At 44.2% G+C, this 26,082-nt stretch carries 21 protein-coding genes and 1 riboswitch; of the genes, 13 read left to right on the top strand and 8 right to left on the bottom strand.

Annotation, left to right across the window (positions count from 1 at the left end; translation table 11 throughout):
* Nucleotides 1–67: 67 nt before the first annotated feature.
* On the top strand, nt 68–2,134 hold the full coding sequence (locus tag HUW51_RS09710; protein WP_185273785.1) for a M16 family metallopeptidase: 2,067 nt from the start codon (nt 68–70) through the stop codon (nt 2,132–2,134).
* Nucleotides 2,135–2,692: 558 nt separating this feature from the next.
* Here the strand turns inward: HUW51_RS09710 and HUW51_RS09705 are convergent.
* The gene (locus HUW51_RS09705) at nt 2,693–3,616 is read right to left on the bottom strand and encodes a DUF72 domain-containing protein (RefSeq protein WP_185273784.1); all 924 of its coding nucleotides are present in this window, start codon (nt 3,614–3,616) and stop codon (nt 2,693–2,695) included.
* A 312-nt stretch (nt 3,617–3,928) separates the two neighbouring features.
* On the opposite strand from HUW51_RS09705, the gene HUW51_RS09700 reads away from it, so the two are divergent.
* On the top strand, nt 3,929–4,633 hold the full coding sequence (locus HUW51_RS09700; RefSeq protein WP_185273783.1) for a septal ring lytic transglycosylase RlpA family protein: 705 nt from the start codon (nt 3,929–3,931) through the stop codon (nt 4,631–4,633).
* A gap of 113 nt (nt 4,634–4,746) precedes the next feature.
* On the opposite strand, the gene HUW51_RS09695 is transcribed toward HUW51_RS09700, so the two are convergent.
* Entirely contained in the window at nt 4,747–4,866 is a 120-nt protein-coding gene (locus HUW51_RS09695; RefSeq protein WP_185273782.1) for a hypothetical protein, read from the bottom strand.
* 388 nt (nt 4,867–5,254) lie between these two features.
* Here HUW51_RS09695 and HUW51_RS09690 point away from each other — a divergent pair, with 388 nt between their 5' ends.
* The 10 genes from HUW51_RS09690 to HUW51_RS09645 all read left to right on the top strand — a co-directional run bounded on the left by HUW51_RS09690 (nt 5,255) and on the right by HUW51_RS09645 (nt 20,500).
* The gene (locus HUW51_RS09690; RefSeq protein WP_185273781.1) at nt 5,255–6,148 is read left to right on the top strand and encodes a cation diffusion facilitator family transporter; all 894 of its coding nucleotides are present in this window, start codon (nt 5,255–5,257) and stop codon (nt 6,146–6,148) included.
* Between the two features lie 393 nt (nt 6,149–6,541).
* Nucleotides 6,542–7,978, top strand: coding sequence for a T9SS type A sorting domain-containing protein (locus HUW51_RS09685; protein WP_185273780.1), 1,437 nt, complete (start codon nt 6,542–6,544; stop codon nt 7,976–7,978).
* A gap of 300 nt (nt 7,979–8,278) precedes the next feature.
* Nucleotides 8,279–8,388: riboswitch (SAM riboswitch) on the top strand.
* A gap of 100 nt (nt 8,389–8,488) precedes the next feature.
* The gene (gene metH / locus HUW51_RS09680; RefSeq protein WP_185273779.1) at nt 8,489–12,166 is read left to right on the top strand and encodes a methionine synthase; all 3,678 of its coding nucleotides are present in this window, start codon (nt 8,489–8,491) and stop codon (nt 12,164–12,166) included.
* 118 nt (nt 12,167–12,284) lie between these two features.
* Entirely contained in the window at nt 12,285–13,238 is a 954-nt protein-coding gene (metF, locus tag HUW51_RS09675; RefSeq protein WP_185273777.1) for a methylenetetrahydrofolate reductase [NAD(P)H], read from the top strand.
* Between the two features lie 453 nt (nt 13,239–13,691).
* The gene (locus tag HUW51_RS09670) at nt 13,692–14,420 is read left to right on the top strand and encodes a diacylglycerol/polyprenol kinase family protein (RefSeq protein WP_185273776.1); all 729 of its coding nucleotides are present in this window, start codon (nt 13,692–13,694) and stop codon (nt 14,418–14,420) included.
* Between the two features lie 207 nt (nt 14,421–14,627).
* Nucleotides 14,628–15,437 carry an NIPSNAP family protein gene (locus HUW51_RS09665; protein ID WP_185273774.1) on the top strand — a complete coding sequence of 270 codons (810 nt, stop codon included), beginning with the start codon at nt 14,628–14,630 and terminating at the stop codon, nt 15,435–15,437.
* Between the two features lie 657 nt (nt 15,438–16,094).
* On the top strand, nt 16,095–16,982 hold the full coding sequence (locus HUW51_RS09660; protein ID WP_185273773.1) for an EboA domain-containing protein: 888 nt from the start codon (nt 16,095–16,097) through the stop codon (nt 16,980–16,982).
* A 175-nt stretch (nt 16,983–17,157) separates the two neighbouring features.
* Nucleotides 17,158–18,093 carry a TatD family hydrolase gene (locus tag HUW51_RS09655; protein WP_185273772.1) on the top strand — a complete coding sequence of 312 codons (936 nt, stop codon included), beginning with the start codon at nt 17,158–17,160 and terminating at the stop codon, nt 18,091–18,093.
* A gap of 171 nt (nt 18,094–18,264) precedes the next feature.
* Nucleotides 18,265–19,185 (top strand): UbiA-like protein EboC, encoded by a 921-nt coding sequence (gene eboC / locus HUW51_RS09650; protein ID WP_185273770.1) that lies wholly within the window; start codon nt 18,265–18,267, stop codon nt 19,183–19,185.
* A gap of 145 nt (nt 19,186–19,330) precedes the next feature.
* Nucleotides 19,331–20,500, top strand: a complete 1,170-nt coding sequence (locus tag HUW51_RS09645) for a 3-dehydroquinate synthase (RefSeq protein ID WP_228467041.1) — start codon at nt 19,331–19,333, stop codon at nt 20,498–20,500.
* A 224-nt stretch (nt 20,501–20,724) separates the two neighbouring features.
* Here the strand turns inward: HUW51_RS09645 and HUW51_RS09640 are convergent, their stop codons facing one another.
* From HUW51_RS09640 to HUW51_RS09615, 6 genes are all read right to left on the bottom strand, one after another.
* Nucleotides 20,725–21,024 (bottom strand): type II toxin-antitoxin system RelE/ParE family toxin, encoded by a 300-nt coding sequence (locus tag HUW51_RS09640; protein WP_185273767.1) that lies wholly within the window; start codon nt 21,022–21,024, stop codon nt 20,725–20,727.
* A complete protein-coding gene (locus tag HUW51_RS09635; protein WP_185273765.1) occupies nt 21,009–21,245 on the bottom strand; it encodes a hypothetical protein in 237 nt (78 codons plus the stop codon). Before HUW51_RS09635 ends, HUW51_RS09640 begins: the two co-directional genes overlap by 16 nt.
* Nucleotides 21,246–21,349: 104 nt before the next feature.
* Nucleotides 21,350–21,703: an L-rhamnose mutarotase gene (locus tag HUW51_RS09630; protein WP_185273763.1), complete on the bottom strand. Its 354-nt coding sequence runs from the start codon at nt 21,701–21,703 to the stop codon at nt 21,350–21,352.
* 26 nt (nt 21,704–21,729) lie between these two features.
* Complete coding sequence (locus HUW51_RS09625; protein WP_185273762.1) at nt 21,730–22,548, bottom strand: sugar phosphate isomerase/epimerase family protein; 819 nt, start codon at nt 22,546–22,548, stop codon at nt 21,730–21,732.
* 146 nt (nt 22,549–22,694) lie between these two features.
* Complete coding sequence (locus HUW51_RS09620) at nt 22,695–23,714, bottom strand: zinc-binding alcohol dehydrogenase family protein (protein WP_185273761.1); 1,020 nt, start codon at nt 23,712–23,714, stop codon at nt 22,695–22,697.
* Nucleotides 23,715–23,814: 100 nt separating this feature from the next.
* Entirely contained in the window at nt 23,815–24,768 is a 954-nt protein-coding gene (locus tag HUW51_RS09615) for an aldo/keto reductase (protein WP_185273760.1), read from the bottom strand.
* A gap of 290 nt (nt 24,769–25,058) precedes the next feature.
* Here HUW51_RS09615 and HUW51_RS09610 point away from each other — a divergent pair, with 290 nt between their 5' ends.
* Nucleotides 25,059–26,075 (top strand): zinc-binding alcohol dehydrogenase family protein, encoded by a 1,017-nt coding sequence (locus HUW51_RS09610; protein WP_185273759.1) that lies wholly within the window; start codon nt 25,059–25,061, stop codon nt 26,073–26,075.
* Nucleotides 26,076–26,082 lie beyond the last annotated feature (7 nt).

Below are 26,082 nucleotides of genomic sequence, written 5' to 3'. Positions count from 1 at the left end.
AAATTATCTGTTAACCGGCATTGTCCGCAGCAAGCAAATGCAATGCCGCCTTACTCCATCATAAAAAATGAAACGTATCTATTATAGTTTACTGCTTACCCTTTGCTACCCCTTGGCGCTTTTGGCGCAAAACCAAACTCCACCACCGCCGGGTCCGGCGCCCAGTATTCAGGTAGGCGAAGCCCAATCTTTTCAGTTGAAAAACGGCCTGAAAGTTTTTGTGGTAGAAAATCACAAATTGCCGGTAGTTTCCATGTCGCTGGTTCTGGATAATGATCCTATTGTACAAGGCGATAAAAATGGCTATGTAAATATTGCAGGCACCATGCTACGTACCGGTACCAAAACCCGCAGCAAAGAAAAACTTGACGAAGAAATTGACTACATCGGAGCCAACCTAGAACCTTCGGCCAGCGGCTTTGTGGCTGCCGGGTTAAAAAAACACGTGGGTAAATTAATGGAGCTAGCCGCCGACGTAGTACTAAACCCTGATTTTAAACAGGAAGAATTAGATAAAATTAAAAAACAAACTTTATCGGGCCTGGCAGCTTCCCGGGAAAACCCCAACGTGATTCAGAGCCTGGTGCGTAGCGCGCTGCTTTACGGCAAAGATCACCCCTTCGGCGAAGTACCTTCGGAGCAAACCATTAACAACATTACTTTAGCCGATATTCAAGGTTATTACGGTACTTATTTTAAACCCAATGCAGGATATCTGGCCATTGTGGGCGATATATCCGTGAAAGAAGCTAAAGCGCTGGCAAAAAAACACTTTGGCGCCTGGAAAAAAGGCGACGTTAAACGCAGCGAAATAGTTAAACCAGCCCCAATTACGGGCACCCGGGTAGCCATCGTGGATCGACCCGCTGCGGTGCAAAGTGTAATATCTGTTGCCAATGTAGCCGATTTAAAGCCCGGCACCGACGATGCGATTACGGCCCGGGTTCTAAATACCATGCTGGGGGGCAGTTTCTCACGGCTCACGCAAAACCTGCGCGAAAAACACGGCTACACCTACGGCGCTTATTCTGATTTATCGGCTAGTAAATATATTGGAGAATTTGCGGCCAATACCAACGTGCGCAATGCCGTAACTGACAGTGCGGTACAGGAAATTTTATTTGAACTAAATCGGCTGCGCACCGAAAAAGCGACCGCCGAAGAAGTGCAAAAAATTAAAAATATTGTAACCGGCGAGTTTGCCCGTTCCCTCGAAGACCCGAATACCGTGGCTTTGTTCGCCATTAATACGGCCCGCTATAATCTACCCAAAGATTATTACCGCGATTATTTGAAAAAAGTGGCCGCGGTTACCCCGGAAGCCATTCAGCAGGTAGCCCAGAAATACGTGAACCCCGAGCAGGCCATTATTCTGGTAATTGGTAACGCCGACCAAATAGAAGACCGCTTGAAGCGCTTCGATAAAGATGGTACCCTGGAATATTACTCTGCCACCGCCGACAAAGCCGAACGCACTACTTTGGCTTTACCGGCCGGAGCCACTGCCGACAAAGTACTGGATAACTACATACAAGCCGTAGGTGGCCGGGCCAATCTGGATAAAGTAAAAGATTTAACGGTGCGGAGCACTATTTCTTCGTCGGGTGCTAATTTATCTTATACGCAGTACTTTAAGGGACCCGACAAAATGGTACAATCTATTAAAGTAGGCGACCTGGAAATTCAGAAAACCATTATCAACGGCAATAAAGGAAAAGTTATCAGCCAGAACGGCACCAAAGTAATGAGCCCTGAAGAAGTGCAGGAGCAAAAAATCCAGTACGGCCTGAACAGCTTTTTGCGCTACAACGCCCTTGGCGTAAAGAAAAGCTTAAGCACATTAGAGCGCATTGAAGGACGCCGGGCTTACCGCCTGGAACTGGAATTACCCACCGGCCAGGTGTTATTACAATACTACGATCTGGAAACCGGCTTAAAAATCCGGGAAATAGTGGTTACAGCTACCGAACTCGGCAATGCCACCCAGGTTACCGAGGTAAGAGATTACCGCGAAGTAAGCGGCATAAAAGTACCTTACTTAACACAATTGCGGGCCGGGAATCAGTTAATCAATACCACCGTGCAAAGTGTAGAAGTAAACAAAAACTTGAAAGACGATTTATTTAAGTTATAATTAACCTTAAAGTTAGAGTGCCAAAAAGGAGTCTAAACAGACTCCTTTTTTGTTTTGCATAACCCTGTCTCTTTTGCTTTAGAGTGTTTTGTGAAGACACAAACCACGGCATTGGAAGCTTGTTTAGTCTCCTTTTTGGTTTTTCGTAACCCTGTCTCTTTTGCTAAAACTTTGAAGTAGTTTAAGAAAACATAAACCACGTCGTTAGAAAAAGAGTGTTCACCGAAAACAAACTCTTTTTAATTTTTTATTGCTGCTGCACTTTTTAATAAAACTGCTTTTTTAACGGTTTGTGCAGATACAAAACAGGACATTATTTTCTTCAATTGGTTTATGCAGACAAAGACGATGGCCTTACCACAATTTGGCAAAGCCGATACAGAGGAAAACACTACAACGCCGTGGTTTGTGTCTTCACAAACCACCTTCCTTAATGGCCATACTGTGGTTTAATAAATCAACTCAGGAAAGCAAAATTTTAAAAAAATTGCATTTCCAGAAACCCAGATTCTAACTGTTGCCCTAGAATCAATAGTAAACAACTTTTGAGAAATTGCTTTAATCGAACAAAGAACCTTGCACCGGTTGCGGGATAGGTCGGGCGCTATTTGCAGATACCGGAATGTTGGTGGCGGCTGCCAGTTTATCCAACATGTACCGGATTACTTTAGGCGAATGCAAGATATCTTCGTAATGCACAAAAAAGTAAACGGTTTGCAAACCTTGTTCCAGCCAGGCAATGAGTTGCTTTAGCCAGGCATCGGTGCGGGCATAATCAACGGCATCGTGGCGGTAGCCGTTAAACCGCACAAAGGCCGTAGTGCTACTCAGGCGCAGGTGTAACACATCCCGCCGACCGGCTACATCCGTAATTACGGTGCTGGCCTCACAAGCTTCCAGCAAAGCGGCTAACTCTTCAAAAGCTGTTTTATCAGAAAACCACGCGGGGTGGCGCACTTCTACGGCCAAAGGTATTTTGCGGGGTAAACGGGTTAAAAAGTTTTCCAATACCGTTAATTTATCGGGGCTAAAAGTGGGCGATAACTGCAGGAAAGACATGCCCAAATTTTCTTTAAAAGCCAGCAAAGCGGTGCAAAATGCTTCGGTAGCGCTTTCGGCCCCTTGCAGTTCTTGTTCGTGGCTGATTTGCTGAGGCCATTTGGGGCAAAATTTAAAATCGGGTGTAACGGCGGTGCACCATTTAGTTACCGTGGCTTCGTCCGGAATGCGGTAGTGCGTGGTATTTAACTCGATTGTATTAAATTGTTGGCTGTAATAATGCAAAAAATCTTTAGCGGGTAAACCCGCCGGATAATACGTACCCAACCAGCTTTTATTCGTCCAGGTAGGGCAGCCCAAGTAAAGTTGCGGTTTTAAATAGGCCACTGGTTTATGGCGGGAAAACACCTGCTGATTAGCCGCTGGCTCCGGCGGAAAGTTAAAATCTATCTTTTCCAGATAAGGTACTTTACCAAAATCCATAAACTTTAGCTTTATAAAAAATTAAATTACTGTTTTGGCACTGACTTTTGTATTTTTTTCTGCTAATTATAAAAAATTTTTCCGGCTACTTACTAATTACGTAACATTCAGCCACTTTGGCCAAAATAGATGAAAATCGCTGTTTTATTAGTATTTACGCCAATACAAACATTGGATTTTAGCCCTTACAAAGCATCATTTTAAAAGAGTACTAGTTACCACTACGCTGCAACCAAACGAGCGCCAAGGGGCTATAATGTGGCTTTTTAAATTTTTTGTTCTATATTTGTTTTTCCACCAACCAATGAAGACATGATGTTATCAAAACTACCTTATGTATTCAGCTTTATTGCCCTCTTATTTTGCAGCCTTAGCCAGCAAGGTTTCGCGCAAAAAACAGGCGCAACAACTGGTTCGGCTACCTGGTACGGGTCGCAACACCATGGTAAAAAAACCAGCAGCGGTGAGGTTTTTAATAAAAACCAAATGACTGCGGCCCACAAATACCTACCTTTTGGCACCAAAGTAAAAGTAACCAATATTGCTACCCAGGAAAGTGTTGTAGTAAAAATAAACGACCGGGGTGCTTTTCGGCGCAAAGGCCACATAATTGATTTGTCGGAAGCGGCAGCCCGCCGGATTAATGTAGGCGGCGGCACCAAAGTTAAAGTGCAGGTTTTAAGTAATAACACTGCCGATGATTTAATGGCCCTGGAAGAACCAGAAACCCAGGAAATGCTTACCCCCATTGCCAGCCCGCTTTATACGGATGCGTACTTTGTAATTCAAGCCGGTTCTTTCTCGGACCCCAACAAAGCTAAATTATACTCCGATAAAATCAGATCCTTCCATCAGGAATTGCCCATTATAATGAACGAAGATACCGTAAACGGTAAAAAAATACACCGGGTAGTAGCCGGCAAGTTCACGGATCGCACCACAGCCGAACAAGTAAAAGCCGAGTTAGAGAAAAATGGCATTTCGGGCATGATCAAACAAGTTCATACCGGCTCCTGATCTATTTTCTCTCTTTTGTGCCGAAGAAGGATTTTTAAAAATTTTAATTTTTACCGGTTTACCCCGCCGGTTTTCCCCAATAAATAATCCGCCAACTTTTACTACCCGCAAATTTATTTTTTCAGCGGATTGTGTCCCCAACTTTTTAAAGAATACAGCCAGTTGCTGGTTGCTATATGAAGCGCTGGTTGCTGCGCCAAATGCCGGCCGATGTACGAAATAACTTGGTGCATGTGTTGGTAATCTACTTCTGTTAAATCCGCTTTTTTTAAAAATTTCTATAATCCGGCCACCTGATTTATAGCCCACCGATTTGCTGTAGCCACTATTCTGCCCCACTTTGTTCGACGCTGCGGTTTTTAATTATTATTCAATTTTCGTGAACCGCTAGTGCGCGGTTTCCTGATCGGGAGCTGCTACTTTACTGGTTATTTTGTTTTAAATGCAACCACTTGCCTTTTAAAAAGTTATTCATTTATCTGTTTTAAAATAACAGAAGCGCCTTTTGCCTGCGTTTAAAAACTACTTGTATGCATAATTAAATAAGCCGTAAAAACTTTACCTTTGCGCTCCCTTAAAGTAAAGCAAAGGCAAACAGCTTTTATTAATTAGATTTAACCCATGACCCGATTACGTTCCGAAGCTCACCCCGCCAAAAAAGGGATTCGCTCTACCTTGTTGGGCATTGGGGCTAACTTGGGCATGGTAGCAATAAAAGCACTGGCAGGCTACTTTGGTAATTCTTACGCCCTCATCGCCGATGCCATTGAATCAGCTTCGGATGTATTTACCTCGTTTATTGTTTGGATTGGTTTACGGGCCGCCTCTAAAGAGCCCGATTTAAATCACCCGTACGGCCACGGCAAGGCCGAACCTTTAGCTGCCATTGTGGTGGCTTTATCATTAATTGCCGCTGCCATATTTATTGCTATCCAAAGCGTAGATCATATTTTAACGCCGCACGTAGCTCCGGCGCCATTTACCTTAATTATTTTGGTAATAATTATTTTGGTGAAAGAAGGCATGTACCGCTATACCAACCGGGTAGGCTCCGAAATACAAAGTGCTGCCGTGAAAGCCGATGCCTGGCACCACCGTTCCGATGCCATTACTTCTTTAACAGCAGCCGTAGGTATTGCCATTGCCTTAGTTGGCGGCCCTGGTTACGAAAGCGCCGACGATTGGGCGGCTTTAATTGCTTCGGCGGTTATTGTGATAAATGCCTATCGTATTTTTATGCCGGCGTTCACTGAGATTATGGATGCGGCGCCACCCTCTAATTTAGCCAACGAAGTGCGGGAAATTGCGGCTACCGTGCCCCAGGTACAAGGCCTGGATAAGTGTCTGGTCCGGAAAATGGGCTTCGAGTATTTCGTAGATTTACACATTATCGTGGACGGCAATTTATCGGTGCGCGAAGGCCACGATATTGCTCACGCGGTAAAAGCCGAGGTAATGCGCCAGAAGCCGTCGGTGTACGATGTGCTTATTCACGTGGAGCCTACTTATTTATAATTTTTTTTAAAAACCTACCTCATTTTTAGGTAATTACTCGTTACCTACTTACATCATTTCTCTTGCGGTAAAAAGGAAAATTTGTTTAACAAACCTAAACCCCATTGCACGACAGAGTTCTTATAATTGCATGGGTTTGCGCCGTTTAATTTACTAGCTCAGGCCCCACCTTTGGGCTTTAAGCTTAAACCTGGCGTTTCGCTTTGCTATTACTTTTTTAATTTATTGGGCGGTTTTACCATTACTCCGGAATAAACAGCTAACATTTTTAAAATTTTAAAATTTCAAGAATTGCCGGTGGCTCCTACGAGCAAATCAGAGGAGTTACTGATTTTTAAATTTTTTAAATATTACCTTAAAACAAATTTGGCGAAACTTTAACTCTATACTCCAATGGCTAAATCCATTTTTACTCTGGTTTGCTGTTTGTTCTTCTCGCTGGCATTAATTAAACCCGTACAAGCCACGCACCTTTTAGGCGGCGAATTAACGTATCAATCCGATACCACCGCTTCAGCCAATCCGCTGCGCTACTATTTTAAATTAAGAACTTATCACGATGCCAATAGTGCCGCCGATGAACCTTCGGCTACTTTGTATCTAGGTGATGGGGTGAAAGTTACTTCTGAACGGGTAAGCAAAGTAACAATAAGTAACTCTTGCGGTGTTATTTTTTTGAGTACTTATTATTTTGAATACACTTTTCCCGGACCTGGCCAATACAGAGCAGTTTACCATTCCCCGAACCGTACCAACAATATAGTTAATCTTCCGGATTCTGATGAGCAGGCTTTTACCATTGCTGCCACGTTTACGATTGATGCTTTTGATCCGATCAACCGGCCTCATTCTTTTCTGGCGATCCCAATTCCCTGCGCAACGCAAAATCAAACCTTCCGCCACAGTCTGGCTACCTTTGATTTAGATGGCGATAGTCTGGCATACGAACTCATAACCCCTTTAAAAGGAATTCTGGCAGGCGATAATTATATCCGCTTCATAGATAATGTTAAAGGCTACACCTTACCGCCACAAGTAAGTATTAACGCCAGAACCGGCGAATTTATCTGGGATAAACCGGTACAAGTAGGCCGATACAGCTTTGCCGTGCGCGTAAATAGCTACCGCAACAAAATTCTGGTGGGCACCATGATGCGCGATTTTGTGGTTACCGTAGTTCCAAACCCAGATAATTTTACGCATTCTTTCTCCATCGAAAACCGTTCGGAGTTATCCATTAACGACGAAAACCAAATATTCGTGACGGCTGGCCAACCAGTTAAAATAAAAGTAAAATACCAAACTACCGGTCAGGCAAAAAACCTGGAAGCGTACTCCGAATTATTTTTTAAATCTGCCACTATTCCGATGGACACCATTGCTACTCAAGACGGAATTTTAGCCGAAATAACCTTAACTCCCGAAGAATCTTGGCGACGCAGCCAACCGTATGTATTGGTTTTACGCGGTGTTTCTGAAGTAAATGGCACCCTCATTCAACAAGACTTTACTCTTACCTTGGTAGCTAAACCCCCATTGGTAAGCGGTGGTATTGGAGAAAGCCCGGGCGTTTCCGAGCCGGGTACAAATGGGTTGTTTACGGCTTATCCTAATCCGGCCCGGGACTTTGTTTGGGTGAAAAATAAAGGGGAATTTCCTCGGACCCGGTACCGGCTGTATAATGCGCTGCAACAGGTTATCCTGCAAACCAAACTAAACGCCGGCACTACCCGCATTAAATTACCGCCTGTAGCCACCGGAATTTATTTTTACCAAATTTTAACTGACAGCGGCAAGGTACTGCAAAGTGGTAAGATCCTCATTGAGTAAATTCTTCTGTAACCTTCCTTAAAATAAGCCTCGAATTACCTTAGCTTTTTCCGGTAATTCGGGGCTTATTTATTCTATTTTAAAAGCTACTTGAATAGCATTCCGGGTTTATCCATCTCATCCAAGTTTAATTTTTTACCTGGTAAGATAATTTTTTAAAAATCACTAATCTGAGGTGGTTTTTATTTTTTCAATTCCAGCCTGATTTTTAAATTTTTCACAAGATTCTACCCGAAACCGCTGATATTTATAAATACATCTGGTATTTGCACAATAAAATTCATCGTGTTATCTTTGCCAAACTTATCAAGAAAGACGGAGGGACTTGGCCCGTTGATGTCTTAGCAACCCTGGCTGGCAGGGTGCTACTTCCAGCCCCATACGGTGCACGCCGCGGGGGAAGATGAGGATAAAAAAGGCGCGACGCCTGAAAAACTCAGCTCAAAACTCTTGATAAGCAAAAAATTATACCCTTCCAGAAGGGCTACACTTTTTTTGCTTATAACACCGATGACACGCATAGAAGAAGAAGTAAAAAAACGCATCCTGGTGCTGGATGGCGCCATGGGTACGCAAATCCAAGGCTATAAGCTCACCGAGGCCGATTACCGCGGCGAGCGTTTCCGGGATTTCCCGCACGACTTAAAAGGCAACAACGATTTACTATCCATTACCCGGCCCGATATTATCCGGGAAATACACTGGAAATATTTTGAAGCCGGTGCCGATATTGCCGAAACGAATACATTTAGCTCTACCACCGTGGGTATGGCCGATTACCACATGGAAGATCTGGTGTACGAACTCAATTACGAGTCGGCCCGGATTGCCCGGGAAGTGGCCGATGAATTTACTGCTGCTAACCCAGATAAACCGCGTTTTGTGGCGGGTTCCATTGGCCCTACCAACCGTACCGCTTCTATGTCGCCGGACGTAAATAACCCTGCTTTCCGGGCAATTACTTTCGATGAATTAGTAGAAGCTTATACCGGCCAGATAGAAGGTTTGGTAGACGGCGGCGTAGATGCTTTGCTGGTAGAAACCATTTTTGATACGCTTAATGCAAAAGCGGCCTTATTTGCCATTGACCAATATTCGCAGCGCACCGGTAAACGAATACCTATAATGGTATCGGGCACTATCACCGATGCCAGCGGCCGGACTTTGTCGGGACAAACCGTGGAAGCGTTTTTATTTTCCATCTCTCATTTACCTTTATTAAGCGTTGGATTAAACTGTGCTTTGGGCGCCAAACAATTACGTCCGCACCTGCAAACGTTGGCGAAAGAAGCGAAATTTTACGTGAGCGCCCACCCCAATGCGGGTTTACCTAATGCCTTCGGCGAGTACGACGAAACGCCGGAGCAAATGGCCGCGCATATCCACGATTTCCTGGAAAATAACTTCGTGAATATTATCGGGGGTTGTTGTGGCACGTCGCCAGCGCACATTAAAGCTATTGCCCAGGAAGCCGCTAAATATCCGCCCCGGGAAATTCCAAAATTACCATCCGTACCCAAACTTAGCGGATTAGAGCCGCTTACTATTTTTGAAGGTTCTACATTTGTAAATATTGGCGAACGCACCAACGTAACTGGCTCCAAGAAATTTGCCCGCCTTATTTTAAACGAGCAGTACGAAGAAGCTTTGAGTATTGCCCGCGAGCAGGTAGAAAACGGCGCTCAGATTATTGACGTGAACATGGACGAAGGCATGCTCGATTCTGAGAAAGCCATGGTTCATTTTTTAAATTTAATTGCCGCCGAACCGGATATTTCGCGCGTTCCTATCATGATTGACTCTTCTAAGTGGAGCGTGATTGAAGCGGGTTTAAAATGTGTGCAGGGCAAAAGCATTGTTAACTCCATCAGCTTAAAAGAAGGCGAAGAGAAATTTAAAGAAACTGCCCGCAAAGTATTAAGCTACGGCGCGGCGGTAGTAGTAATGGCTTTCGACGAAGAAGGCCAGGCTGATTCTTACGAACGCCGGATTCAGATCTGCGAGCGCGCTTATAATATTCTTACCAAAGAAGTAGGTTTCCCCGCCGAAGACATCATCTTCGACCCCAATATTTTAACGGTAGCTACCGGCATCGAAGAACACAATAACTACGCCGTCGATTTTATAAATGCCACCCGCTGGATTAAAGAAAACTTGCCCGGCGTGCGCGTGAGTGGTGGGGTGAGTAATATTTCTTTCTCGTTCCGGGGCAACGATTTAGTGCGCGAAGCCATGCATACTGCCTTTCTGTACCACGCCATTAAAGCGGGTTTGGATATGGGCATTGTAAACGCCGGCCAGATTGCCGTGTACGAAGAGATTCCTAAGGATTTGCTCGAACTCTGCGAAGATGTGTTATTAAACCGGCGTCCGGATGCGACCGAACGGTTAATTGAACACGCCGAAAAAGTTAAAAATAAAGGAAAAGAAGTAGTAAAAGATGAAGCCTGGCGCAACGCTCCCGTACAGGAACGCCTGACGCATTCGCTGGTAAAAGGCATTACCGATTACATTGATGCCGATATTGAAGAAGCCCGTCAGCAATACGACCGTCCGCTGGAAGTAATTGAAGGCCCATTAATGGACGGCATGAACGTGGTGGGTGATTTATTTGGCGCCGGTAAAATGTTTTTGCCGCAGGTAGTAAAGAGCGCCCGCGTGATGAAAAAAGCCGTAGCCTATCTGTTACCGTTTATCGAAGCCGCCAAGCAACCCGGTGACGAAAGCAAAAATGCAGGTAAGGTTTTACTCGCAACTGTAAAAGGCGACGTGCACGATATTGGTAAAAACATTGTGGGCGTGGTATTGGCCTGTAATAATTATGAGATTGTGGATTTAGGTGTAATGGTGCCCGCCGATAAAATTTTACAAACCGCGCAGGAAATAAACGCCGATATCATTGGCTTAAGCGGCCTGATTACGCCTTCGCTGGATGAAATGGTGCATGTGGCCAAAGAAATGGAGCGGCTTCAATTTAAAACTCCTTTGCTGATTGGTGGAGCTACTACCTCGCGCGCGCATACTGCCGTAAAAATTGACCAGAATTACAGCGGACCGGTAGTGCACGTCCTGGATGCCTCACGTACCGTGCCGGTAGTGGGTAATTTATTGCAACCTGAGCAAAAAGAAACCTACGCTAAAAATATAAAAGCGGAGTACAGCGTACTTCGCGACAGTTACCTGAACCGTAAGCAAGACCGGCAATTTATTTCCCTGGCCGATGCCCGGGCAAATAAATTCCCGATTGAGTGGCGCGCCGAAGAGGTGTATACCCCTAAAGTTCTGGGTACTCAGGTTTTTAACGATTACCCACTCAGCGAAATTGTTAATTACATCGACTGGACGCCATTCTTCCAGGCATGGGAACTGCACGGTAAATATCCAAAAATTCTCAGCGACGAAGTAGTAGGTGCCGAAGCCGTACGGTTGTTTGAGGATGCCCAGGTTTTACTTAAAAAAGTGGTAAAAGAAAAGTTACTGCAAGCCAACGCTGTAGTGGGCATCTATCCCGCCAATACCGTAAACGACGACGATATTGAAATATATACCGATGAAAGCCGGCAATTGAGCCAGGTAACGTTCCGCACATTGCGGCAGCAAAGCAAAAAAGGTCCGGGCGTACCCAATTTAGCTCTCGCTGATTTTATTGCTCCGCAGGAAAGTGGCTTGAACGATTACATCGGAGGTTTTGCGGTAACCGCGGGTATTGGTATTGAAAAACTAATTGCCCAGTACGAAGCCGACCACGACGATTACAACAGCATTATGATTAAAGCCTTGGCCGATCGGTTAGCAGAAGCCTTTGCCGAATTAATGCATGAAAAAGTACGCAAAGAGTTGTGGGGTTACGCGTCGCATGAACAACTTACCAACGACGAGTTGATAGCCGAAGCGTACCAGGGCATCCGGCCAGCGCCCGGTTACCCGGCTTGTCCTGAGCACACCGAAAAACTTACTTTATTTGAATTACTTGAGGTTGAAAAACATACCGGCATCACCCTAACCGAAAGCATGGCGATGTACCCAACCGCCGCCGTATCCGGAATGTATTTTGCGCACCCCAAAGCCCGTTATTTTGGCCTCGGCAAAATTGATAAAGACCAAGCCGAAGATTACGCCCGCCGTAAAAACATGACTTTATCCGAAGTAGAACGCTGGCTGGCTCCTAACCTGGGGTATAATGCTTAAATGAATTAAAAAATAAAAAATTAGAAATTATCAATTAGAAATTAGAAGTGGCTCCGGAGTAAAATTTTAAAAATTTCGACCATTTCTAATTTCTAATTTTTAATTCATAATTCCTGACATGAAAGTAACGGAACATATAGCAAACGCGAAAAAAACGCTTTTCTCTTTCGAAATTTTACCGCCGGTAAAAGGCACCAGTATTCAATCCATCTACAATGGCATCGACCCGCTCATGGAGTTTAAGCCGCCATTCATTAACGTTACTTATCACCGCGAAGAATACGTGTTTAAGGAACGGGAAAATGGCTTACTCGAAAAAATCAGCATCCGCAAACGGCCGGGTACCGTAGGTATTTGCTCGGCTATTATGCATAAATATAATGTAGATGCGGTGCCGCATATTATCTGCGGCGGCTTCAGCCGGGAAGAAACCGAGAATGCCCTTATGGACCTTAACTTTTTGGGCATTGATAACGTGCTGGTACTTCGGGGCGACTCTATTAAAACAGAAGCCCAGTTCCGGCCGCACCCCGATGGTCATGCGTACGCTTCTGAATTACTAAAACAAGTATGCAACTTAAACCAGGGCATTTACCTCGACGAGGATATCGCCAATCCGGTGCCTACTAATTTTTGTGCCGGAGTAGCCGGTTACCCCGAAAAACACAGCGAAGCACCCAACCTGGAAATTGACTTGAAGTATTTGAAGATGAAAGTAGACATGGGCGCGCAGTACATTATTACGCAAATGTTTTTCGATAACCAGAAGTATTTCAACTTTGTAAAAGCTTGTCGTGAGTACGGCATCAACGTACCCATTATTCCGGGCATAAAACCGCTTACGGTGAAAAACCAGCTACGCATGCTGCCCAACTTATTCCATATCGATATTCCCAACGATTTAGTACAGGCTATTGATAGCGCTCAAACACCGCAAGCAGTACGCCAAGTTGGGATTGAGTGGGCTACGCAGCAGTGTAAAGAATTAGTACAGTTTGGCGTACCCTGCCTGCATTTTTATACCATGAGTAAATCGGAAGCTACCGCTGCCATCGCCAAAGAGATTTTTTAACAATTTTCTTGGGAGCACAGTAGGTTGGTGAAGACACCAACCAAGGCGTTGGCTTTTTTAAATTTATTTCGAAATAACACTACAAAAGGCAGGTATCCATCAGAATACCTGCCTTTTCGTTTTAAAGGCAAACTCTATTACTTCCAATTTGGCCAAATACAGTAGCTACGAGCAATTGACACCAGTTTGGCTGTTGAGGGCCTTCTAAGGTTTCGGTTCTGCGCAGCAGAATTCCGACGTCAGGAGGAAAGGAAGCTTAGACCAGCCCGAAAGAGCCAAACGAGGCCCGCCGGGCAGGAGGCAAACTCAGCCGTATCAAGTTAGATAGCACCCGAGCATGGAGACTTGAAAAGGCTCCAAAGACAAGCAGCGCCAAATAGATATTTCTTCTTATAACTTCTCACTTAAATAATAAGTACTCGATAAATACACCCTTACGCGAGCAAATTAATCATGCTGCAAAACTTTATCAACCGCGCAATACCATCTGTAGAATTAATCAGGCAACTGGGGCCATTTATATTGGGCTACGTATTGGTAGTTGCGCTTTTGGTTTCTTATTTAAAAAAACAGCACCAGGTTCGTACGGCTTACACCCGCAAAATATTCCATTTTTTAATTTTTTCTACCGCCAGTATTTTTCAGGTAAAGTATGGTTTACCGGCCGTTATTTTGTTTGGCAGCATTGTAAGTTTGTTTGTACTGTTTGCGGTTGTGCAAGGCGAGGACTTCTCTTTTTACGAAGTAATGGCCCGGGAATCGGACCGGCCGCATCGCACTTTATTTATTCTTATTCCTTTACTAACTACTGCTTTAGGGGGCGTGCTAGCTAACCTCTTTTTTTTAAAATTTGCTTTTGTTGGGTATTTAGTAGGGGGCTGGGGCGATGCCGTAGGGGAGCCCGTAGGCTCGCGGTGGGGCAAACACCGCTACCAGGTACCCTCGTTGCTCGGCGTAAAAGCTACCCGCAGTGTAGAAGGTTCGGCAGCCGTGGCCGGTGTGAGCATTGTAGTGGCTTTTCTGGGCCTTTATTTTATTGGCTATCCGTGGCCGGATTCTTTAAAAACTGCGCTCGTTTGCGGATTAGGCGGAGCCGCCGTTGAATCGGTCAGCAACCACGGACTCGATAATTTAACCATGCAGCTCACAGCGGCTGGTCTGGCTTACTGGCTCCTGGCCTAGAATTACCTGTTTACAAAAGACGCAGGTTGCTTCTATTCAAAAATTTTAAAAAATCAGTATAAACCGCAGTTACGCGCTTAAGCTTTCTAACAGAATAATTACTATACTTGTACCCGTTCATTGTTTTTTGACCAAATCTTAGTAAGCAATTGATTTGCTCACACTTAAAAACTTGCTCATTTTTTAAATTTCTACACTTTTAATCGTATGCGTACATTGCACTCTTTTTTACTACTGGCTTTTGCTGGTATTTTAATTGTTTCTGGTTGTAAATCTGGTTCTGGGGCTCAATCCTCTGCGGGTAATTCGGCTACTCCGGCGGCTCGCGATACCCGGATTTTTGAAATGCGGGTTTATTACGCGCACCCCGGTAAATTAGCCGACCTCGAAAACCGCTTCCGGACCAATACTACCCGGATTTTTGAAAAACACGGCATGACCAATATTGGCTATTGGTTACCGCTGGAGAATCCGGATAACAAATTAATTTATATTTTGGCTTACCCCAACCGCGAAGCGCGCGATGCTTCCTGGCAAGCTTTCGGCTCTGATCCGGAGTGGAAAGCAGTAGCTTCTAAATCCGAAGAAAACGGTAAACTGGTAGCCAAAGTAGACCAGTTATTTATGGAAACGACCGATTATTCGCCGGCTATTACATTAAAGCAAGCTAGCCCGGAGCGTACTTTTGAGCTGCGTACCTATACCACTACTCCTAATAACTTAGTGAATCTAGATGCTCGCTTCCGGGATCACACTATGGGTTTATTTAGTAAATACGGCATGGAAAACATTGTTTACTTTCATCCGGTAGCCGGTCAGCCGGGCGCTGATAACACCTTGGTTTACATTTTAGCGCATAAAAGCCAGGAAGCTGGTTTGGCTTCATTTGAAGCCTTCCGGAACGATCCGGAATGGATAAAAGTAAAAGCAGCTTCCGAAGTAAAAGGCGGCGGCTCTTTAACCACCAAAGTAGAATCGGTTTACATGAAACCTACCGATTACTCTCCTATCAAATAATTAAAAAATTACCATCTGGTATAGACATTTCTCTAGTCAGATTTAAATTTTCAGCACTTACTCTCCTCGGGTAAGTGCTTTTTATTTTATCCACCCAACATTTATTTAAATTTTGAATTTTTAAAATTTTGTCAATTTACTATGCAACAAATAGCTTCAGCCAGGTGCAAGTATTGACGCTAAACTGTTTGAGCGTTCAGCGAGTTTTTAGCGTCTTGACTTTTTTGGTTCTGGGGGTAGGGGCCCTCTTACTTTGTGTCAAGACAAAAAGAACAGAACCTCAACAATGAAACAACTTCAATTGGCAATCAAAGCTAGGACAGTGGCTATGCGAACGAGAATTTGAAAGTCACGGAAGTAACTTCCGCGCCATAGTAGGCGCCATAGTAGGTAACCATAAAACTAATTCCGCTGCTTACTAGCCAGAAGCCTCCAAAAATAAAAAAAATTAAAAATTAAATGGTTTAGCAATCCAGTTCCAAAGACAATGATAAAAATCATTTCTAATATAAAAGAAACCTAATATTTTACCATTCAGAAGTAAATATTATTACATTTGAAGTGCTATAGTAAATAAGCAGTACCTTTTAGGTAGCAAAATGCGTATGCCATTACCATTGAAAAGCTGCTTTCACTTATAAACTGTTCTTTTCTGATATGCCAATAGCTGACCAAGAATCTGTAAAAAACTTTTTAACGGAACTTCTTACCCGCGCCACTACGCCTCAAGGAATAACCTGGCTCGAAAAACAATTAGCCGAAGCGCAAACCGAAAGCAAATTTTTTCAGGCTTTTAGTATGGCACCCCGTTTTGTCGGGAAAAAGAAATTAGAAATTACCGAGGCCGATCTGGCCGCTGCCGAGGCTTTACGTCCGGGTTTTAACCCCCAAGGTTGGACCGCCGACCAAGCCGCTCGTACTTTATTAGCGTTGTCGTTGCCGCACCAATCGCCGGAAGAATACGTAAGAACGCTGGATAAACTGTTTGCCACTGCCGACGTAAACGAATTGGTAGCTCTATACGCCGCTTTGCCCATTTTACCGTACCCGGAAAAACATATTCCAAGAATAGCGGAAGGCGTGCGCACCAACATGACTTTGGTTTTTGAAGCCGTAGCGCTGCAGAACCCGTATCCGCACGATTATTTGCCCGAAGAAGCCTGGAACCAGTTGGTATTAAAATCGATATTTACCAGCCGGCCTTTGTACCGCATTTATGGTTTAGAAAATCGTCGGAATTTAAAATTAGCGCAAACGCTGTCGGATTTTGCTCATGAACGCTGGGCGGCTGGTCGTACGCTAAGCCCGGAAGTTTGGCGCAACGTAGGACCGTTTGTAGATGAATCTATTTGGCCCGATATTCAGAAATTGTTCACCCAACCCAACGAACTGGAACAACAAGCCGCTGCCCTGGTATGCGCCGAAAGCAATTACCCGGAAGCGAAAACCATGCTCGACACGGTGCCCGATTTAAAAGCCAAAATTGCCAGCGATGAACTTACCTGGGATACCATTGGCGAAGCCGTAGCTGCGCAAACTGTATAAGTTTTGTTCGTTGCTCGTTATTGGTTGTTCGTTTTTAGGTTTATAAATCCAAACATTCATTGAAAATAAACGACTAATTTATCTTCGTCTAAGTACTTAATTTTAAATTTTGAGATAAAATACTGGTTATTTTATCCTATATGTATCTATAAATCATCTTTATAATCTAAATAAAATGAATACTACTAGTCCTTTCCCGCTGATTGACCCCCACGTACACATGACCTCACGGACTACCGATGATTACGAAGCCATGCGCCGGGCCGGAATTGTAGCGATTATTGAACCGGCTTTCTGGATGGGGCAACCACGTACCGAAGCAGGAACTTTTAAAGATTATTACAGCCACCTGATTGGATTTGAGCGTTTCCGGTCGAGCCAGTTTGGCATTAAACATTACTGCACCATTGGTTTAAATTCCAAAGAAGCCAATAACGAGCCTTTGGCCGAACAGGTAATGGAATTGCTGCCCCTTTACGTAGCGAAAGAAGGAGTAGTAGGCGTGGGCGAAATTGGTTACGACGACCAAACTGCCGCCGAAGATAAATACTACCGCCTGCAGCTCGAAATTGCCAAAGAAGTAAACCTGCCGGTACAAATTCATACGCCGCACCGCGACAAGAAAAAAGGCACCCTGCGCAGCATGGAAGTAGCCCTGGAGCACGGCATTGATCCCGGCATGGTAATCGTGGATCACAACAACGAAGAAACCGTGAAAGATGTGCTGGACCGGGGTTTCTGGGCGGCCTTTACTATTTACCCGCACACCAAAATGGGTAACGAGCGCATGGTAGAAATTGTAAAACAATACGGCCCCGAAAGAATCATGATTAACTCGGCAGCCGACTGGGGTATTAGTGATCCGTTGGCGGTACCTAAAACGGTAGCCTTAATGTTAGAGCGCGGCATACCCGAAGACCAGGTACGTTTGGTAAGTTACGGCAATGCCTTAGCGGCATTCGGCCAAAGCGGACAAATGCCGGAAAGTGACTGGCTCGAAGCCCAACCCATTGACCAAAGCCAGAAGTTTTCGGGAAGCTCAATTTTACGCGGAGGCCAAACGCCGCGTATTGATGAAGCTAACACCCCTACTTCTAACATCATCCGCTAAGCCAGGTAATAAGTTTTATGTTGTAAGTATTCAATTTTTTTAAATAAACTTCATACTTACATAAAGCTTATTATGAATTTACGCTAGCCGGAATAGGGTAAACGTAAAACTTATTACTTAGAACTTAGAACCTATTACTTAGAACGTACTACCTTCTTACTCTTTTCGCTTATGAACCGCATTTTTGCGCATTTGGTGCTTATGCGCCCGGCTAATATTGTTACCGCTGTGGCAGATATTCTGGCGGGTTTTGCCGCGGCCGGCGCCGTACGCCTGATTCAGCAAGAAGTTGGTTCGGCTTACGGTTCTTTGTACCACCCGCTGGCTTCGGATTTAGGCTGGTTGGTTTTATCTACCATTGGTTTATACGGCGGCGGGGTAGTTTTTAACGATGTTTTTGATGCAGATTTAGATAAAGTAGAGCGCCCGGAGCGACCCATTCCCAGTGGGGCAGCCTCAAAAGCCAGCGCTACTACGCTGGGTGCTTTATTACTTATTCTTGGCATTGGGGCAGCTTTTATCGTGTCTGCTACCAGCGGTATTATTGCGGTAGTGGTGGCGGCTCTGGCTTTATTGTACGATGCCTGGGGCAAACACCAGGGTTTTCTTGGGCCGATTAACATGGGCGCTTGCCGGGGCGGCAATTTACTGTTGGGCATGAGCGCTATTACGGCCAGCCTGGAGCATTATTGGTACCTGGCCTTTATTCCGATTGTGTACATTGCCAACATTACCGTCATTAGTCGGGGCGAAGTGCACGGCGGTAGCCGGCCTATTTTGCAGGCTGCGGTGGCTTTATACGTGCTGGTGTTTTTAAGTATTGGCGCCCTTACGTTTTTACCCCACTTTTCTATAGTAACGGCCTTGCCTTTTGCCTTGCTTTTTGCTTACTTGATCATGCTGCCCTTGTTAAAAGCGGTAAAAACCTTGCAGCCCAAAGAAATACGTTTAGCGGTAAAAGCGGGCGTATTATCTTTAATTATCCTGGATGCTACGTTAGCGGCAGGTTTTGCGGGTTGGTTATACGGACTGGCAGTATTATTGCTTTTTCCGGTATCGCGGTTTATGGCTAAACAATTTGCGGTTACTTAACTGTAAACCTGTAGCGGTTGTTAGCAGATTAAAATTTAATTAAAAAACGTTTCCTATAAAACCACTTTTTTATTTTTAAATTTGTTATCTGTACAATAACAAGCCGTTAAGCAAACGGCATTTTTTAGAATTTTTATTCATGCAGATATACCCCATTCAGCAAACATTTCAGGTAACGTATAATTATACCGTCCATTTTACCGAAAACCTATTTTCACTCCGGAACCCCTTATTGCGCGATGTAATTGCCGCCGGTGGGGGCGATGGCCGGAAGGTTTTATTTGTCCTGGATCACCACGTAGCCGAAGCACTGCCTACGCTAATTTCCGATATTAAAAATTATACGTCGCAATACGCCGACGTTTTACAGCTTGCTGCCGAGCCCATGGTTATTCCGGGAGGTGAGCAATGTAAAAACGATCCGATTTACACCGAACAGGTAATTGATGCCATTAACGAAAAAGGCATTGACCGGCATTCGTACGTACTGGCCATTGGTGGTGGCGCTTTGTTAGATATGGTGGGTTATGCTTGCGGAATTGCGCACCGGGGTATCCGTCACATTCGCATTCCTACTACGGTATTATCGCAAAACGACTCGGGAGTGGGGGTAAAAAATAGCATTAATGCCTACGGTAAAAAGAACTTCCTAGGCACCTTTACCCCGCCTTTCGCCGTAATCAACGACTTTCATTTTCTACGGACTTTAACGCACCGCGAGTGGCGGGCCGGTATTGCCGAAGCTATAAAAGTATCGCTCATTAAAGACGCGGAATTTTTTAAATTTATTCAGGAAAATACGCACAAACTGGCCGAGCGCGACATGCCCGCCATGCAGTATCTGATTCATCGGTGCGCCGAAATGCACGTGCAGCACATTGCCAGCGGCGACCCCTTCGAGAAAGGTTCTTCCCGCCCCTTGGATTTTGGTCATTGGTCGGCGCATAAAATGGAGCAGTTAAGTAATTACCGCATTCGCCACGGCGAAGCCGTAGCCATGGGCATTGCCCTGGACTCGACGTATTCGTATTTAAAAGGCATGCTTACGGAGGAGGAATTAAAGCAAATTCTGGAAGTAATTACCGGTGTTGGCTTTGAGTTATTTGCGCCCGAAATGCTTTCGCACCTCGAAGACGATACCCATCCTAAAAGTTTACTACGGGGTTTACAGGAGTTCCGCGAACACTTAGGCGGTCAGTTAACGATTATGCTGCTGGCTAAAATCGGTAAAGGCGTGGAAGTACACGAGATCGATAACGAATTAATGATTGCGGCCATCGAGCAACTACGCCACCACGCCGAGGCTACTGTTTAGATAAATTTTTTAACTTTTATAAAGCTGGTTAAGCATTGTCCGAAGCTTGGAGATGTTTAACCAGCTTTTTTATTTGTTTTCTTTGTGATTACAGATATTTAAACAAGCAAATAAAACCAAGCAATTTACTTAAAGGAAGATTGACTTTATAGTTGCTAATGATTTTTGATATCTGCAAAACCCATAATACTGTAAGGATTTTGCAGATACAGTATTAGGCACATTTATTTTATTATTTTTAGTTCTTCCGGATTCCTTCTGCTATCAAAGACAGTAATCACTTCAACCAATTCGTCTGATAATTTGTAAAATATGAGGTAATTTCCGGATACTGTAACCCGTACATTTTCAGTATCTGTAGCACGACCTAAGTAGTTATGAGTAGCAATATATTTTACAGTTTCTCTAAATTGATACGCAAGTTTTTGGCTATACTTTTTATTGCCGGTTCTTTCAAACCAATAGGTTAAAATTTCTCTGCGATCATCTTTGGCTTGAATGGTCCAAACTATTTTCTTAACCATTCATCTTCTTCTTTCTCTAAATCTTCATTACTAATTATTTGTCCGTTATCGAGCTGAGTTAAGCCAATTTTTACTTTTTGTTTTTGTTCTTCTGTTAGCTTATAAATGCCAGCAGTTGCTTTATTAGTATCAAGAATAGTTTTTATCGCCTGAAGAAAGTTTTCATCTTCAATTTCCGATATTTTGTCAATAACTAAATTTTTAAGTTGTTCCGTACTCATAACATCTTTCTTTTTACTAAAATAACGATTTCGTCTTAATCTTGTTATTGTATTCTTAAACTTGTGGTTAACGACTGCTAAAACGAAAAAACAAAATTTTAAAATTACTTAGCCTTTTTTGCGCCGGACTGAAATATTTGATCCATTAAAACCCATTTTTCGCCTTCTTTGGCCCAAGGCAAAGGCACCTGGTATTTCCACATGAGTTTTTCCCATTCCTGAACTTTCGGGATCATAGCATCCAAAGCAGCTTTTTTCTCAAAGGTAAAATCATCGTCCGTGTCCATGATCATGAACATGCGGTTACCGGTGCGGTAAATCTGCAGATTGATAATGCCGGCATCTATATCGTTTTTCGTTACTTCGGGCCAGTCGTTACTGGGGCTGTGGTGATTTTCGTATTCCCGAATTAATTCCGGATCATCTACTAAGTCGAGGGCAAAGCAAAATCGCTGCATATTCTTGAAGGGGGGTTAAATTCTGATTAATTTTTAAAAAATTGGTTAAACGCCTTAATGGTTTGTTGGGCGGCTTCGTCCGGATTAGGCCAGGGAAAAGCTTCGGCGGATAAATAACCTTCGTAGTTGATATCTTTTAAAGCTGCTGCAATTTCCAGTACGGCGGTATGGCCAAAACCCATTGGGTGCCGGTTACTATCGGCCAAGTGAATGTGCCCAATAGCGACTCCGTTCTTCCGGATGCTTTCGGGCAAAGAGCTTTCCTCAATGTTCATGTGAAACAAATCGGCTAATAATTTTACGTTCCGAGTTTTTAAAGAATTTAAAAATTCGGTGCCATCGTTTAAATTATTAATCAAATTGGTTTCGTACCGGTTGAGCGGTTCGTAAATTAAGTTTACTTCATTGCTTTCGGCTATTTTTCCTAAAGAAGTCAAGCCTTCTGCCAGCCATTCCAACGTTTGGGACCGATCTCCGCCTGGCGCTACATTGCCCTGCATGGAACCAATAATAGCAGGCGCTTTAAACTTTGCCCCAAACAAAATCATATCCGAGATAAAAGCAACGGCTTGTTTTCGGATTTCCGGATTGGGATCGGTTAAGGTAAGCCCCTGAATAACCTTGCCGGCACCGGTTCCTACCGCCGCTAAATTTAAGTTAGAACGTTCCAGTAATTGAGTTAAAGCTGTTGAATCTACAGCATCGGCCGAAGCGGTGAAAAACTCTATCGCATCAAACCCTAACTGAGCTGCTTTTGTAACGCTAGCCTCTAAATTTTCCCAATATATCCAGGGTCCGGTTTTTATTTGCGGAACAAGGGCAATGGTAACGGCAGATTTTATCATGAAGTAGTAAGTTCTATGTTATAAGGGATAGATTTATGAAATACAAAGTATCAGGACAAAATAAAAGTAGGCTATTTATTATAACATTCTATTAACAGTTAATGATAGAATAACTTATTACTTATGGCCTAAAACTTACCACTTAATTACCGGTCAAAGTCTACCATTATTTTAGTAATAGGTCCCGGATTTTCCGACCAAGCTGCTAAGGCCGCGCCAGCTTCATCAATGGAAACTGTTTTTGAAATAACGGCATCTACCGGGAATTTACCGGATTCCAGGTAACTGATTACTTCCGGGAACTCGCCCAGGCAATTACGGGAACCCAGAATTTCGATTTCTTTTCGTACGAAAACGCCCGTATTAAATTCGGCTGGCTTTTTGGCGTAACCAATGCAAACTACCCGGCCCGTATAGGCTACCTCTTCCACCGCTGCCCGATACGTTTGCGGACTTCCCACCGCTTCTATAATAACATCGGGGCCGTCGCCATCGGTAATCTCATTTAAAGCTTCGTGTAAATCTACCTTGGTGGTGTTGATGGTATGCGCTACGCCAATCATTTTGGCAATTTCCATTTTAGAGTCGTCGATATCGATGGCAATTACTTTGGCACCCCGGTTAACGGAAGCGGCAAGAGCGCCCATGCCCACAATGCCGCAGCCAATAACGGCTACGGTATCTTTTTCGGAAACCCTTCCGCGAACCGCTGCGTGAAACCCAACGGTAAGCGGTTCCACTAAAGCCAGTTCCCGAAGCGATAATTTATCGGAAGTAAACAGGTTTTTCCAGTGAATAGCGATGTAGTCCGTCATGGCACCCGGTCGGCGAACACCCATGGTTTTATTATCCTGGCAGGCATTAGGACGGCCTTTCCGGCACGACACGCAGGTACCGCAATTTAGGTAAGGATAAACCGTAACGCGCATGCCAGGCTTAAACTCTGTCGGCACCTGGCTGCCTACCTGCTCAATCGTGGCTCCTACTTCGTGCCCCAGAATATTCGGGTACTCCTGCAATTCAAATAAGCCCCGAAAACCATTCAAATCGCCGCCGCAGAAACCAACCATACCAATCCGCAACAAAACTTCTTCGGGTGCCGGGGTTACGGGTTCAGTGGTTCTAACTTCGGTTTTACCGGGTTCTACTAAATATAAAGCCTTCATGTAAGCAAGTAGTAAGTTGTAAGTATAAGGTTATAAGTTTGTTAAAGCGTATTTCCGCGCAAAGCAGAGTAGCTATTACTTAACCTGATTTTTAAATTTTTTAAATTCCCGAAGATGGTTTTGGAATATTATTTTCCGGTTTACCTTCAAACCACATCTGATTTTTAAGGGGAGTTACTATTTTTAAAATTTCCGTCATTAAGTCAGCCGGAATCTCTAAATCCAAAGCCTTTATGTTCTGTTCTACGTGCTTCGCCTCCCACATGCCCACAATGGTCGTGGCGATATCCGGATGATCTACGGCGTATTTAATCGCCACATCGCTTAATCTCACGCCATAACTTTCGCACAATTGTAGTAACTGGGGCTGTACGTCTTTCACAGCTTGCGGCGAGCGGTGCCAATCGGGCAAAGGCGCATCCGATAAAATTCGTTGCATAAGCGGGGCGGCATTCATTAAGCCAAAGTTTTTTTCTTTGGAAAGCGGCACTAACTCGTCGTTAATTTCATCTTCTAGCAAATTATAGTGTGCCCACGAAAGCACCGTATCCAGTTCCACTTGCCGGGCAATTTCGGCGAGGTAGCGCACCGGTAAACCGGTTATGCCAATAAAACGGGCTTTGCCCGATTCTTTAATTTTCTGAATGGCCGGGAAAGCTTCGTTTAATATCTGACTTTTATCCACAAACTCAATATCGTGGAGTTGCAAAATATCCACGTAATCGGTTTTAAGCCTTGTCAATGATTCGTCGATGCTTTTAATAATTCGGTTGTAGGAAAAATCGAAATCCTGTAAACCATAACGCCCGCATTTGGTAGCTAAAATTATCTCCTGGCGTTTCCCTTCCAATGCTTTGCCTAATCGTTCTTCGGCCAGGGTTAAACCATAAAAAGGAGAAACATCAAAAAAATTAATACCCTGATCAATGGCGTAATGCACGGCTCTTGCGCCTTCTTTTTCGTCGGCTACATCAAACACGTTACCTAAAGGCGAGGCGCCAAAGCCCAGAACCGATACATTTAAGTTTGTTTTACCAAGTTTGCGATAATTCATAGTTTTCTGGTACAGCGTTGCTGGTTTTCCTAGTATCAATTTTGCCGGCCACTAAGATTTTAAAAAATTTCTTTTTCCGGAGGCCAGTAAAGGCTTCCGAACAGCCGGTAGTGTAGCAAAGAATAATTTTAAAGATAGTTAACTTTTTCCCGACCGAACAAAATTATTTAGCTCTTCTTTTTAGCGAACATATTTCCGGGCTGGTAAAAATATTAGTAGCACACCGACCAATCTTGCTGAGTTTTCTTTAATATTAAGATTTCTTAAAAATAGCTCGTAAATAAACACGAATGAAGACTCTGGTTTGTACCGCTCCCGGCTTTTTAGAATATACAACCGGCCAAAAGCCCGTTTTAACTCCCGGCAACGCCATTATCAAAATTAAACGGATTGGTGTTTGTGGTACCGATTTGCATGCTTTTGAAGGCACTCAACCGTACTTTGAATACCCGCGCATTTTGGGCCACGAGCTGGCGGGCGAGCTGGTAGAGATTGAGGAAGAAACTGATTTTAGAATCGGCGAAGCGGTTACCTTTATTCCGTACTTTAACTGCGGTACCTGCATTGCTTGCCGCCAAGGCAAACCCAATTGCTGCACCACGCTTAAAGTTTGCGGCGTACACGCCCACGGCGGCATGGTAGAGTACTTATCAGTGCCAAAGTCGCATTTGGTACACGGCGAAGGCTTAAGCTTTGACGAGTTAGCTTTAATAGAACCTTTGGCCATTGGTGCGCATGGCATCCGGAGGGCCGCGGTGCAATCCGGCGAATTTGTGTTAATAATAGGCGCTGGCCCCATTGGCCTAGGCACCATGGAATTTGCCCGCATTGCCGGGGCCCAGGTAATTGCCATGGACGTGAACGAAAACCGCCTGCAATTTTGTAAAAACCAGCTGCAAATATCTTACACGATAAATGCCCAAAACCAGGATGTTACGGCGCAATTGTCAGAAATTACCAACGGCGATATGCCCACAGTAGTAATAGATGCCACCGGCAACTTAAAAGCAATAAACAATGCCTTTCAATACCTGGCGCACGGCGGCCGGTACGTACTTATTGGTTTGCAAAAAGGCGACATTAGCTTTAGCCACCCGGAGTTTCATAAACGCGAAACTACCTTAATGAGCAGCCGCAACGCTACCCGGCAAGATTTTGAACACGTTATCTCCAGCTTAAAACAAGGCTTGGTAAACCCGGCGACGTACATTACCCACCGGGTATTATTTAGCGAGGTAAAGACTGAATTTCAAAACTGGCTGAATCCGGCCAATGGCGTTATAAAAGCAATTATTGAGTTGGATTAACCTGCCT

Origin of the sequence: Adhaeribacter swui, assembly GCF_014217805.1 — a bacterium.
GTDB classification, from domain to species: Bacteria; Bacteroidota; Bacteroidia; order Cytophagales; family Hymenobacteraceae; genus Adhaeribacter; species Adhaeribacter swui.
Note: the sequence above shows the minus strand (reverse complement) of the source record. Positions and strands in the feature narration are given on the sequence as shown.